Origin of the sequence: Streptomyces uncialis (genome assembly GCF_001905345.1) — a bacterium.
GTDB classification, from domain to species: Bacteria; Actinomycetota; Actinomycetes; order Streptomycetales; family Streptomycetaceae; genus Streptomyces; species Streptomyces uncialis.
The window spans coordinates 344,087-357,127 of the sequence record NZ_LFBV01000003.1 but is presented as its reverse complement, the minus strand read 5'-3'; the positions used below and the strand labels follow the sequence as shown (position 1 = coordinate 357,127).

Sequence of the window (13,041 nt, the reverse complement as noted above, 5' to 3'; positions counted from 1 at the left end):
GGAGAACCATCCATGCTGACCGAACGCGCCGCCGCGCTCGACGCCGCCGACCCGCTCGCCCACATCCGTGACCGCTTCCTGCTGCCCGACGGGGTCGTGTACCTCGACGGCAACTCGCTCGGTGCCCTGCCCGCCGCCGTCCCGGCGGTCGTCGAGGACGCCGTGCACCGCCAGTGGGGCACCGACCTGATCCGTTCCTGGAACGGCAACGGCTGGTGGGAGGCGCCGCTGCGCACCGGTGACACCCTCGGCCGGCTGATCGGCGCGGCCCCCGGCCAGACGGTGGTCGGGGACTCCACCAGCGTCCAGCTGTTCAACACCCTGCTCGCCGCCGCCCGGATGCGCCCCGGGGCCCGGCTGCTGCTGACCGACCCCGACCACTTCCCCACCGACCAGTACATCGCCGACTCGGTGGGCCGCCTCCTCGGGCTCGACGTCCGCCGGGTACCGGCACGGGAGGCCGCCGCGGTACTGGCCGCCGAGGCCGGGAACGTCGCCGTCGCCGCCTACGCCCCGGTGGACTACCGCACCGGCGAGCTGTACGACATGGCCGCGCTCACCGCCGCCGCGCACGCCGCCGGGGCCCTGATGCACTGGGACCTGTGCCACGCGGCGGGTTCCCTGCCCGTCGAGCTGGACGCCATCGAGGCGGACTTCGCGGTCGGCTGCGGCTACAAGTACCTCTCCGGCGGCCCCGGCGCCCCGGCGTTCGCCTACGTCGCCCGGCGCCACCAGGCCGGCTTCGACCACCCCCTCACCGGCTGGCACGGGCACACGGAGCCGTTCGCCATGTCCGGCACGTACGCCCCGGGGGACGGCATCAGCCGCGCCCGGATCAGCACCCCGCCGCTGCTGTCGATGCTCGCCCTGGAAGCCGCGCTCACGGCCTTCGACGGGGTGGAGATGACGGCCGTCCGCGCCAAGAACCTGTCGCTGACCGGGTTCTTCCAGGACTGCGCCGACACCCTCCTCGACGGCCTCGGCTTCACGATGGCCACCCCCCGCGACCCGGAGCGCCGCGGCAGCCAGGTCGCCCTGCGCCACGCGGAGGCGTACCCGCTGGTGGCCGCGCTCACCGCTCGCGGTGTGATCGGCGACATGCGCGCCCCCGACCTGCTCCGCTTCGGCTTCAACGCCCTGTACGTCACGCACGCCGACGTCCTGCATGCGGTACAGGAGCTGCACGCCGTCGTGACCGGCGGTGCGCACCTGGCGCCCGCCTTCCAGCAGCGCCCCACCGTCACCTGATCCCGCCCGCCACCCGATCCCGCCCGTCCGCCCGATCGGCCCGTCGTCCGAACCGTCCCGGACGGTTCCGGCCCCCTAGGTCCCCGACCGTTCCGTCCCCAGCCCACCGTCACCTGGTCAGGTCCCCACCCGCCTGATCAGGCGCCCATCCGCCCGCCCCAGGGGCACATCGCGCGCATATCCCGTTCCGTTCCTTCTCAGACAAGGACCGTCACATGCGTTCCCTCCGCAGAAACGCCGCCCTGGCCGCGGTGGTCGCCGCCGCCACCACGGCCACCCTTCTCGCCCCCGGGGTGTCCGGCGCGAAGTCCGTCGCCGCCGACCCGAACATCCTCGACGTCTGCGAGGACCGCCGCCCCGGGCCGGCCGACCCCGGCTCGTACGGCATGCAGCTGGACGGCAGCTTCCGCCATCCCGCGCTCACCCCGGTCGACGAGCAGAACGAGCACGACTTCCCGGGCCGCAACAAGAAGTACGACACCCGCTCGTACATCAAGAACATGAAGGTCGAAGCCGCTTACGAGGGCGCCGACTTCACCCCCGACTACTTCCACACCTGGCAGAACATCGTCGACTTCGACGGCCGCCGCTACCTCTTCCAGTACAGCCGCTCCGACGGCCGCGTCTACGACATCACCGACATCAAGAAGGTCAAGGTGGTCGAGCGGATGAGCCGCAAGGACGTGGGCGGTGACGAGACCCGGGCGAACGGCGACTGGGCGGCACACGACTACTGGGGCGCCTCCACCATCCAGTGGAACAAGAGGCTCAACGCGTACGTCATGGTCCAGAGCTTCGAGAGCAGGCGCCAGATCTCGGAACTGTCCGACCACCCGCCCGGGGACAAGTACAACAACCCGGAGGGCGTGAAGAAGCTGCGCGCCAAGCCGGGACTCAAGGGCTTCAAGGTGTTCCGCCTGGACGGCCCGCGCAAGAAGGACTGGAAGCTGCTGACGACGGTCTCCACCGACTCCACGCAGGCCGACCCGCTGAACACCGACCCGGCGAAGGCGCAGCAGGGCTCCGGCTCGATCGACGTGCCGTACTGGACCGGCGAGAAGTACATGTTCATCGCCGCGGCGCCGGACGACACCTACTCCGGGACCGAGTACCCGACCAATCTGCACTCGCCCGGCTACCAGTCCTGGGACATGTCCGACCCGGCCCGCCCGAAGCTCCTGGACACCTGGCACCTGCCTGGTCAGCGCACCGGTGAGGACGCCGCGTACCGTGAGAACCCGCGCTGCGGCAACCGCACCAGCTGGATGGGTGCCCGGATGCCGCTCTTCCTGCCCAGGCCCGTCGAGAAGGGCGGGCGTTACGCCTTCGCCGCCATGGGCGGCTACGGCCTGACGGTCCTCGACGTCTCCGACCCGTCGAACATGAGGACCGTGAGCCATCTCGACCTGCCGGCCTCCGTCGCGGGCACCGAGGGCGACAACATCGACGTGTCCCAGTACGAGAAGACCGGGATGATCTACTACTCCGGCTACCCGCTCACCGAGGACTGCTACGAGCCGTACAAGGACGTCTACCAGATCGACGCCCGCGACCCGAAGCAGCCCCGTGTCGTCGGTGTCCTGCCCCGTCCGACCCCGCCGAGGTCCGCCGGGATCACCGACTACTGCCAGCGCCGCGGCAGCTTCGGCCCCAAGCGCACCGGCTACTACACCAACCCGGGCCAGCACACCGCCGGTGTCCTGAGCTACGGCTTCTACAACGCGGGCGTGCAGTTCTTCGACGTCTCCGACCCCGCCGAGCCGGAGATCTCCGCCTACTTCGTCCCGAAGGCGTACGGCCCGTCGACCGCCGACTACGCGTACGGCAACCAGACCCACGGCGTCTACGTGGAGTGGGACCGCAACATCGCCTGGACGCTGACCAACCACGGCATCTACGCGCTGTCCTCACCGAAGGTCCTGGGCAAGCCGGACCGGGACGCGCCCGCGAGGCCGTTCCGCAACAGCGAGTTCTGAGCCCCTCACCCGCTCACCCGCTCGTCAACCCCGTCATCCTTCAGAAGGGCACCACCGCCATGGCTGCTGCACCCGGTGACTCCGCACCGCTCGCACCGCCCGCCGACGCCGACGGCGTCAGACCGGCCCCCGACACCGAAGGGGCCGCACCGGCACCCGCCGGTGAGGGACTGGTCCGCTCCCTCACCCACCGGCAGACGACCATGATCGGGCTGGGCTCCGCGCTCGGCACCGGCCTCTTCCTCGGCTCCAGCACCGCCATATCCATGGCCGGCCCCGCCGTGATCATCTCGTACGCCATCGGTGCGGTGCTGGTCGCCGTCATCGCCGTCCTGCTGGGCGAGATGTCCGCCGCCCACCCGGTCCAGGGCTCGTTCGGCACCATCGCGCACCGCTACCTCGGCCCGTGGGCCGGATTCCTCAGCCGGTGGCTGTACTGGTTCAGCGCGGTCGTCGTCATCGGGACGGAGGTCGTCGCCTCCGCGCTGTACATCCGGTGGTGGTGGCCCGAGGTGCCGATGTCGGTGGCGATCCTGGCGATCGCCGCGATCGTCCTCGCGGTCAACATCATCAGCGTGAAGTCCTTCGGCACCACCGAGTTCTGGCTCTCCACCGTCAAGGTGGTGGCGCTCTGCGCCTTCATCCTGTGCGCCGCCCTGCTGGTCTTCTTCGGACTGCCGGACACGGAGGCCACCGGCTTCGCCAACCTCGCCGACGACGGCGGATTCGTGCCGCACGGGGCGAGCTCGATCTGGCTGGCCATGTCCGTGGTGATGTTCGCGTACGCCGGTTTCGAGGTCGTCGCCATCGCGTCGGCCGAGGCGGTCGACCCGCAGCGCACCATCCGCACCGCGATGCGCCAGCTGGCCTGGCGGCTGAGCTTCTTCTACCTCCTCGCCATCACCCTGGTCCTCGCGCTGATCCCGTGGCGCAAGCTCGCGGACGGCGACGGAAGTGTCGAGACGAGCCCCTTCGTGCGGGTCTTCTCGGAGGTCGGCGTGCCCGCCGCGGCGACCCTCACCAACGCGGTCGTCCTCATCGCCGCGATGTCCGCCGCCAACGCCCACCTGTACGGCGCCTCCCGGCTGCTGCACTCGCTCGGCGGCGACAAGCTGGCCCCGGCGCCGATGGCCAAGCTCAGCAAGCGCGGTGTCCCCGCCGTCGCCCTGGCCGCGTCGACCGTCGGTATAGCCGCCGCCGCGCTGCTGGCCTTCTACGACGTCAGCGGACTGTTCGGCATCATGATGTCGATCGCGCTCTTCGCGGTGCTGCTGGTGTGGCTGCTGATCCTCGCGTCGTACATCGCCTTCCGGCGCCACCGGACGGCGCACCCGGAGGAGTTCACCGGCTTCAGCGTCCCGGCCGGCGGGAAGCTGGCCATCGTGGCCCTGGTCGGGGTGCTCGCGGTCGCCGCCACCGCGGTGGAGGTCCCCGACATGCGCCAGGCGGCGGGCATCGGTCTCGCCTTCACCGCCGTCCTCGGTGTCTGCTACGCCCTGACCACCCTCCGCAAGACCCAGCAGAAGTAGCGCGCGACCCCGCGCCGGAGAACTGACACGTGACACCTGATGTCCGGTATCCCGTGCCTGGTGCCTGGTGCCTGGTGCCTGGTGCCCGGTGCCCGGTGCCCGGTGCCCGGTGCCCGGTGCCTGATGTCCGACACCTGACGCCGCAGGGCGCCGCTGTTCCCACAGCGGCGCCCTGCGGCGCGCCCCGGTACCGGGGCGTGCGCGGTCAGGCCGACTCCCGGGTCACCAGCCGGTGGGCGAGGACCACTTCCCGCGCCGGTCCGTCGTCGTCGCCGTCCAGCCGCTCCAGCAGGATGCGCGCCGCGGAGCGGCCGATCTCACGGGCCGGGTTGAGCACGGTCGTCAGCGCGGGGGACACCAGGGACGCCGCGTCGATGTTGTCGTAGCCGGTGACGGCGACCCGACCCGGTACGTCCACCCCCCGTTCCCGGCAGGCGTCCAGGGCGCCGATGGCGATCAGGTCGTTGGCGCAGACCAGGGCGTCCGGCGGTTCGGCCGCGGCCAGGAGCCGTGCCGCGCCGGTCCGCCCGCCCGCACGGGTGAAGCTGGTCCAGAGCACCAGATCCCCGGGGATGGCCAGCCCCGCCTCCGTAAGCGCCTCCCGGTACCCCTGGAAGCGCTCTCCGCCGGGCTCGACGCCCTGTTCGCCGCCGATGAACCCGACGCGCCGGTAGCCGCGGTCGCGGACCAGATGCCGCACCAGATCCCGCATCCCCTCGACCTCGGCCGCGCGCACCACATCGCCCGGACCCGCCGCCAGGGGGCCGCCGAGGCGCACCAGCCGGGCGCCGGAGCCGGTGATCAGGGCGAGATCCGCGCGGGTGGCGCCGTAGCGGCCGAGCACGATGCCGTCCATCCGGCGCGCGGCCAGCTGCCGCAGTACGGCCGGGAGGTAGGGCCCGCCCATGGGTGCCTCGCAGACGACCGTGAGGTACTCATGGGCCAGGGTGACCTCCTGCATGCCGACGGCCAGCTCGGCGTTGAAGGGGTTCGCCAGGTCGGGGACGACCAGCCCCAGGGTGCGGGTGCGCTGGGTGCGCAGCCCCCGGGCCGAGGGGTCGGCCTGGTAGCCGAGGCGCTGTATCACCTCCTCGACCCGTGCCCGGGTGGCCGCCGACACCGGCCGGCGCCCGCTGATCACATGCGACACGGTCGTGACGCTGACCCCGGCCTCGGCCGCCACGTCCCCGATCTTCGCGCGGCCTGTGCCGTGCACATCACCCTCCCGCTTGCCGGGCGCCGCGGCGCCGCTGGTTCGGATGCTCACACTATCCAAACCGCAAAACGTTTTGTAGTGTGCCGTCCAAACGCACCCGGACCTCACCCCTCCGGGCCCCTCATCCCATGCAAAACGATTTGGACGTGCGATGGTCCCTGATCCGAAGCGGACGCCATGACCGGCCTCCTGAGCCGCAGACGCCTGCTGGGCACGGCGCTCGCCGCGGCTTCCGGCGCGGTCCTCGCCGGCTGCGCGGACGACCGCCCGGCCGGTGGCCGGACAGCGGTGCGCTTCCTCGGCCCCGAGACGGCGGACACCTTCCGGCCCGTGATCCAGGGCTTCGAGCGGGCCCATCCGGACCTGCGGGTGGAGTACACCCCGGTCCCGCCCGCCCAGCTCAACGACGTACTGCAACTGCGTCTGTCCGCGAAGGACACCGCGATCGACGTGTACTGCGTCGACCAGCCACGCGTACCCGCCCTCACCGCCCGCGGATTCCTCACCGATCTCCGCGCGGTGGACGGCCGGGCCCGCGCCGCGGTGACCCCGGAGCAGTACGAGATCAGTTCCTGGGACGGCGTACTGCGCTGCCTCCCGGTGTGGACCTCCACCCAGTACCTCTTCTACAACGCCGACCTGCTCAAGAAGTCGGGCGCCGCCGCACCCGGCGCCGACCCCGCCGACCGCTGGTCCTGGGAACGGATCCTTGAGACCGGACGACGCGCCATGGACCGGTCCGGCGCCGACTACGCGCTGCTCATCGAACAGACCGACGCCTACTACGGCATCCAGCCGCTGGCCGAGTCGCTGGGCGGCGGCCCCGGCATCACCGGTGACGACATGCTCACCCCCGCCGTCACCAACCGGGGCTGGACCGAGGCCATGACCTGGTACGGAAAGCTGTTCGCCGACGGACTCTCCCCCCGCGGGGTCTCCTCGTTCGAGATGGCCTCGCTGTTCACCGCGGGCCGGGCGCCCTTCTTCGTCGGCGGCCCCTGGAACCTCGGAGCCTTCGCCTCCCTGAAGGACTTCGCCTGGGGAACCGCGCCACAACCGCGGTTCGAGCGGGGCCGCGCCGTGACCCCCACCGACTCCTGGTCCTGGGGCGTCAACCCGCACTCCGGCCGCGCGGACGCGGCCCTGCGCTTCATGGAGTACGCCTCCCTCACCACGGAAGGCAGCCTCGCCACCGTCGCCGCCTCACCCCTCATCCCGTCCCATCGCGGGGCCTTCGACCGATACGCGGCCGATCTCGACCGCACCGCCACCCGCAGCACCGAGGGAGTGGCCGCGATCATGCGCCATGAACTGGCCGAAACGGCCGTCAGCCGGCCGAGGAGCATCGGCTACACCCAGTTCGAGACCGTCATGGGCTCGGCGTTCTCCGACATACGCAACGGCTCGCCCGTCCGGCCCCGGCTCGCCAAGGCGTCGGCGGAACTGGTGCGCACCTGGGAGCGACTGCGATGAGAACCGGACTCCCCACCCGCCGGCGCCCCGTGCGCCCCGCACACCCCACGCGCCCGTCCCGCCCCTCACAGGGCCGACTCGCCCTGTACTTCCTGGCACCCGCCCTGCTCGCGCTCGTCCTGCTGCGCCTGCTCCCCGCGCTGATGGCACTCATCAGCAGCCTGCGGCACCACAGCCTGACCGACGGGGTCACCCGCTTCGTCGGTCTCGCCAACTACGCCGACCTCTGGGCCGATCCGCAGTTCTGGCAGAGCGCCCGGGTGACCCTGCTCTTCAGCCTGGTCATCAACCCGCTCCAGGTACTGCTCGCGCTGGGCCTCGCGGTGCTGTTCAACCAGCGGTTCGCCGGTGCCCGGTTCTGGCGCTCGCTCGTCTTCGCGCCCATCGCCGTGCCGCCCGCCGTGTCCGCCGTCATCTGGGGCATCCTCTACCGCCCCGAAGGCCCGCTGAACGCCTTCCTCGGCGCGCTCGGCATCCCCGCCCAGCCCTTCCTCACCAGCCCCGAACAGGCGCTGTACGCACTGATCGTGCTGATGTCATGGGTCGGCGTCGGCTACTGGATGACCTTCCTGATCGCCGGACTCCAGGACATCCCCCGGGAGGTGTACGACGCGGCGGGCATGGACGGCGCGAACGCCTGGCAGCGCTTTGTCCACATCACCCTGCCGCTGCTGCGCCGACCGCTCTCGTTCGTCCTCGTCGCCGCCACCGTCTCCAACTTCCTGGTGTTCGCCCCCGTACAGCTCCTCACCGGCGGCGGACCCGACGGATCGACCAACCTGATGATGCACGACGTGTTCCGCCGCGCCTACAGCGTCGGCGACATCCACTACGCCCAGGCCGAGGTGGTGGTGCTGGTCGCCGTCACGCTCGCCGTCGTCGCCGTGCAGTACCGGCTGATGCAGGGCAAGGGCGAGGAGTAGCCATGGCCATCGAAACGCACCGGAGCCCCCGCGCGACGCACGGGAGCTCCCGCGAGCCGCACCGGAGCCCCCGCCGCCGGATATCGCCCGCGCGCCACGCGCCGCTGATCGCCGCCGTGCTGATCGGCCTGCTGTTCACCCTGCCCCTGCTCTGGGTGCTGGCCGGGTCGCTGCGCCCCGGGGACAAGGTGCTCGCCGGACTCGAATCGCTCTCCTGGCGCAGCGTCGTCCCCACCGACGCGACGTTCCACAACTACGTCACCCTCTTCCAGGGGGACTTCGGACGCGCGGTGCTCAACTCGGTCCTCGTCGCGGCGGTGACCGTCTGCGTCGGACTGCTGCTGTCGGCCACCGCGGCCTTCGGGCTCGCCGTGTTCGACTTCCGTGGCCGCGGGGCCGTGTTCGCCGTGATCCTGCTGAGCTTCATGATCCCGTTCGACGCCATCGCCATCCCGCTCGCCTCCGCCTTCCGCGCCTGGGACCTCCAGAACACCTACGCGGGACTGATCCTCCCGGGCATCGGCAACGGCCTGGCCATCTTTCTGCTGCGCCAGTTCTTCCTCGCGGTGCCCCGCGAACTCGTCGAGGCGGCCCGGCTCGACGGCCTCAGCTGGTGGGGCGTCTTCCGCCGGATCTACCTGCCGCTGTCCCGGCCGGCCCTGATCGCCGCGGGCCTGACCCTGTTCACGTTCCAATGGCAGTCGTACATGTGGCCCCTCCTGATCGGCACCGAACCGGCCAAGCAGCTCGGCCCCATCGCCCTCGGGACCCTCCAGGGCCAGATGGTGGTCGACTACGGACAGGTCTTCGCCGCGGCGGTCGTCCTCACCGTCATCCCGTTGGTGGTCCTGCTGCGACTCCAGCGCTACTTCACCCAGTCCATCGCGGGCAGCGGCCTCAAGTAGCCGTCACGGCCCCCACCGACCGCCGCCCCCGCGGCTCCTGACCCGCACCCCCCACTTTCCAGCACTCCCGCACTCCCGTACTCCCGCACTCCCCACGAGGTACCCCATGATCGCGCCCCGACCGTACGACGTCCTGCTCGACACCGACATCGGCAGCGATGTCGACGACGCCCTCGCCCTCGGCGTCCTCCTGGGCTCGCCGGAGGTGTCGTTGCGCGGGGCGACGACGGTGTACGGCGACACCTTGCTGCGCGCCCGGCTCGCCCGTCGGCTCGCCTCGCTCGCCGGGCACGACCTCACCGTGGTCCCGGGCGCCGCCGAGACCCTGTCCGGACGGGAGGTGTGGTGGGCCGGGCATGAGGGCGACGCCTTCGGCGACCTCTCCGCCGAGCGGGTGCGCGACGACATCGACGCCCCCCGCTTCCTCACCGAGTCCGTACGGGCCCGCCCCGGTGCGGTCGACCTCGTCGCCATCGGGCCGCTCGCCAATGTGGCCCGGGCCGTCGCGCACGACGAGGGCTTCGTGGCCGGTGTGCGCACCCTGTATCTGATGGGCGGCCACTTCGGACCCGGCGCCAAGCCGGAGCACAACATCCTCAGCGACGTCACCGCGGCACGAGCCGTCTTCGCGTCCGGTCTCCGTACCGTCGTGACCGGTCTGGAGATCACCACCCGGGTGCGTATCGGGGCCGAAGGGATCGAGACCATCCGCGCGTCCGGCCCCTACGGCACCGCGCTCGCCCGTGAGATCGACGCCTGGACCGGCTTCACCGGGGAAGGGTGGAGCGTTCCGCACGACCCCATCACGGTGCTGTCGATGCTGCGCCCCGACCTCTACACCACCGAACGCGGCACCGTCACCGTCGCCGACGACGGAGTGACGTCTTTCCACCCCGACCCGGACGGCACCGTGTCCCTCGTCACCGACGCCGACCTGGTCACCGTCGCGGACGAGATCGTCAGCCGTATCGTCCGCGCCTCCGAGGGCGTCCGCTGATGCCCGGGGTCCCGCCGGTGAACCGCTCCCCGCTGGTCGTCGTCGGCTCCGCCAACGCCGATCTGGTGGTGCGGGTCGGGCGCAGACCCCTGCCCGGGGAGACCGTGCGGGGCGGCGATCTCGCCGTCCACCCCGGTGGCAAGGGGGCCAACCAAGCGGTCGCCGCGGCCAGGCTGGGCGGCCGGGTGACCCTGCTCGCGCGGGTCGGGGACGACTCCCACGGAGCACTGCTCACCCGCGCCCTGCGCGAGGCCGGGGTGGACTTCCCCGCGTTTCCGTACGGGAACCGGCCCACCGGGACCGCGCTGATCGTCGTGGGCCCCGACGGCGACAACAGCATCGTCGTGTCCCCGGGTGCGAACGCCCTGCTGTCCCCGGCGGACATCGCCGAACAGCGCGAACGGCTCGCCGCCGCGCGCGTGCTCTCCCTCCAACTGGAGATACCGCTCGACACGGTCACGGCGGCGGTGGGCGCCGCCGGTCCCATCACCCGTGTGGTGCTCAACCCGTCCCCGCCCACCGACCTGCCCGCCGAGGTCCTGGCCCGTTGCGACCCGCTCGTCCTCAACCAGCACGAGGCACGCCACCTGTTGGGCGTGGACACCGCACCGGAGGAGGCCGCCGTGGCTTTGCTCGCACGCGGTCCCCGTTCCGTCGTCATCACCCTCGGAGCGGAGGGCGCGCTGGTCGCCGAAGGCGACGGGACGACCACCCGGGTGCCGGGGGAGGAGGTGGCGGTGGTGGACACCACCGGCGCGGGTGACGCGTTCACCGCGGCGCTCGCCTGGCGGCTGTCGGAGGGCGACGGCCTCACCCCGGCCGTGCGGTACGCGGTCCACGTCGGCGCCGAGGCGGTGTCCGGAGCGGGAGCGCAGAGCCTGTCGCCCCGCGGCCGGACCCCGGGCCCCGCTGTGACGGACGGTTGACCGCGCGCCCGCTGCCGGAGCCCGCGTCGTCCGCCTCGGCAGCGGGAACCGGCGAATCGGGTGTACCCGACAAGTGGTTGCCTCGGTTTTCGGTCATGTTTGCGCTCTACATGTAATGCGTCGAGAGCGAGGGGTTCCGGAGGATCTTCACAGGGAGGCCATATCCGCGGGGGAATCTCCTCTTCCGGGATGGGCGAAGTGCGCGCGCGAAGGAAGATCACTGCCGTCGGCCCTCGCGTGACCTGCTCCGATGTGTCCGTATGCGAGCCAACCGAACGGACACCCCTGCGCGGGTCATCACCCTCCGTGTAGGCATGGCCACGGCGGTCCCGATGAACCCAGGGTCGCCGTCAGCCGATTCGCAGGGGGTTATCTGTCATGTCCAGACTTACTCGTCGTCAGGCCGTGGGGGCCGTGACCGGCGTCGCCGCCGGTATCGCGGTCGCCGGTGTGGCCACCGCCTGGGCGGACACCGCACCGGACAAGGGAAAGCGCGAGGGCTCGGCGCCCGGTGGCGAGGACGCGTCCTTCGACGAGGTCTTCCAGGGCCGCCGCATCCAGGGCGAGCCCATCGGCGGGGCCGGGGCCCATGCCTCCGGGCACGGCAAGCACGCGGGCCACGCGGGTCACGAGGTGTACCGCGTCCTGATCGACGGCCGGGAGCTCCAGGTGATGCGCCACGGGAAGAGCGGCTGGAGCAGCGCGATCAACCACTACGAGAGGTTCGCGACCCCGCTCGACGCCGCGCGCACGGCGGTCACCACCCTCAAGGGCGCCTCTGTCGTCCCCTTCAACCCCACCGCCTGAGACGGGAGCAGCTCCATGACCGTACGCAAGAACCAGGCGAACCTCACGGCCGCCGAGAAGAAGGCCTTCGTCGACGCCGTGCTGGAGGTCAAGCGCATAGGCGTGTACGACGAGTTCGTCGCCGCCCACCGCCTGCGCTTCGCGCTCGACATGAACACCGGTGTCTACGTGGGTCACTTCGGCCCGTCGTTCCTGCCCTGGCACCGCAAGTTCCTCATCGATTTCGAGAACGAGCTCCAGAAGATCGACGCGTCGGTGTCGATCCCCTACTGGGACTGGACCGCCGACAACACCGTCGCCTCCTCGGTCTGGGCGCCGGACCTCCTCGGCGGCACCGGACGCCCCCTGGACGACCAGGTGATGGACGGCCCCTTCGCGTACTCCGCCGGCAAATGGCCGATCAACATCCAGGTCGACAGCCGCCCGTTCCTCGCCCGTAATCTCGCCTACCGCGTCCCCACGCTCCCGAGCCGGGCCGAGGTCGACGCCGCGCTCGCCATTCCCACCTACGACTCCGCGCCCTTCCGTGACGGCTCGGCGGGCTTCCGCGCCACGCTCGAAGGCTCGGCGGGATATCTGAGCATGCACAACCGCGTGCACTCCTGGGTGTGGGGTCAGATGGAGTCGAGCGTCTCCCCGAACGACCCGGTGTTCTGGCTGCACCACTCGTTCGTCGACAAGCTCTGGGCCGACTGGCACGCGCTCCACCCGACCAGCGCCGAATACCTCCCCGCCGGGGGCACGGTCGATGTGATCGACCTCAACGAGACCATGCCGCCCTGGCCCAACACGACCCCGCAGAGCATGCTGGACCACACCCCCTTCTACACCTACGCCTGACGGCTCCCGAGGGCGGACGCCGCACACGGCGCCACACGGATGCCCGCCGCCGAGGACGCCTCGGCCGGGTCACCGTGGCGGCGGCGAGGCGTCCGCCCTCGTCCCCACCCGCGATCGCGGCGACCGGGACGACCGGGACGACCGGACAGGACCGGCGCGACCGCGGCGATAAAACTCGATTGAAGGCGTTCTGACATTAAC

11 protein-coding genes are annotated in these 13,041 nt (G+C 71.4%); 10 read left to right on the top strand and 1 reads right to left on the bottom strand.

Translation table 11 applies throughout. The annotated features are described in order from the left end of the window. The first annotated feature begins 12 nt into the window (after positions 1-12). The 3 genes from kynU to AB852_RS15525 all read left to right on the top strand — a co-directional run bounded on the left by kynU (position 13) and on the right by AB852_RS15525 (position 4,753). Entirely contained in the window at positions 13-1,248 is a 1,236-nt protein-coding gene (kynU, locus tag AB852_RS15535) for a kynureninase (protein WP_073788458.1), read from the top strand. A 215-nt stretch (positions 1,249-1,463) separates the two neighbouring features. Further along, positions 1,464-3,224 carry an LVIVD repeat-containing protein gene (locus AB852_RS15530; RefSeq protein ID WP_073788456.1) on the top strand — a complete coding sequence of 587 codons (1,761 nt, stop codon included), beginning with the start codon at positions 1,464-1,466 and terminating at the stop codon, positions 3,222-3,224. A 59-nt stretch (positions 3,225-3,283) separates the two neighbouring features. Next, positions 3,284-4,753: an amino acid permease gene (locus tag AB852_RS15525; protein ID WP_073788454.1), complete on the top strand. Its 1,470-nt coding sequence runs from the start codon at positions 3,284-3,286 to the stop codon at positions 4,751-4,753. A 205-nt stretch (positions 4,754-4,958) separates the two neighbouring features. On the opposite strand, the gene AB852_RS15520 is transcribed toward AB852_RS15525, so the two are convergent. Further along, positions 4,959-6,020, bottom strand: a complete 1,062-nt coding sequence (locus AB852_RS15520; RefSeq protein ID WP_178391025.1) for a LacI family DNA-binding transcriptional regulator — start codon at positions 6,018-6,020, stop codon at positions 4,959-4,961. A gap of 126 nt (positions 6,021-6,146) precedes the next feature. Between AB852_RS15520 and AB852_RS15515 the strand changes: the two genes are divergently transcribed. The 7 genes from AB852_RS15515 to AB852_RS15485 all read left to right on the top strand — a co-directional run bounded on the left by AB852_RS15515 (position 6,147) and on the right by AB852_RS15485 (position 12,840). Continuing rightward, positions 6,147-7,442, top strand: coding sequence for a sugar ABC transporter substrate-binding protein (locus AB852_RS15515; RefSeq protein ID WP_073788450.1), 1,296 nt, complete (start codon positions 6,147-6,149; stop codon positions 7,440-7,442). Continuing rightward, positions 7,439-8,365 (top strand): carbohydrate ABC transporter permease, encoded by a 927-nt coding sequence (locus tag AB852_RS15510; RefSeq protein WP_079184634.1) that lies wholly within the window; start codon positions 7,439-7,441, stop codon positions 8,363-8,365. Before AB852_RS15515 ends, AB852_RS15510 begins: the two co-directional genes overlap by 4 nt. 2 nt (positions 8,366-8,367) lie before the next feature. After that, positions 8,368-9,270 (top strand): carbohydrate ABC transporter permease, encoded by a 903-nt coding sequence (locus AB852_RS15505; protein WP_079184633.1) that lies wholly within the window; start codon positions 8,368-8,370, stop codon positions 9,268-9,270. Between the two features lie 106 nt (positions 9,271-9,376). Continuing rightward, a complete protein-coding gene (locus AB852_RS15500; protein WP_073788448.1) occupies positions 9,377-10,267 on the top strand; it encodes a nucleoside hydrolase in 891 nt (296 codons plus the stop codon). Then, on the top strand, positions 10,267-11,193 hold the full coding sequence (locus tag AB852_RS15495; RefSeq protein WP_073788446.1) for a ribokinase: 927 nt from the start codon (positions 10,267-10,269) through the stop codon (positions 11,191-11,193). Before AB852_RS15500 ends, AB852_RS15495 begins: the two co-directional genes overlap by 1 nt. A 378-nt stretch (positions 11,194-11,571) precedes the next feature. After that, positions 11,572-12,000: an apotyrosinase chaperone MelC1 gene (gene melC1 / locus AB852_RS15490; RefSeq protein WP_073788444.1), complete on the top strand. Its 429-nt coding sequence runs from the start codon at positions 11,572-11,574 to the stop codon at positions 11,998-12,000. A gap of 15 nt (positions 12,001-12,015) precedes the next feature. Continuing rightward, positions 12,016-12,840 (top strand): tyrosinase family protein, encoded by an 825-nt coding sequence (locus AB852_RS15485; protein WP_073788442.1) that lies wholly within the window; start codon positions 12,016-12,018, stop codon positions 12,838-12,840. Positions 12,841-13,041: the final 201 nt, after the last annotated feature.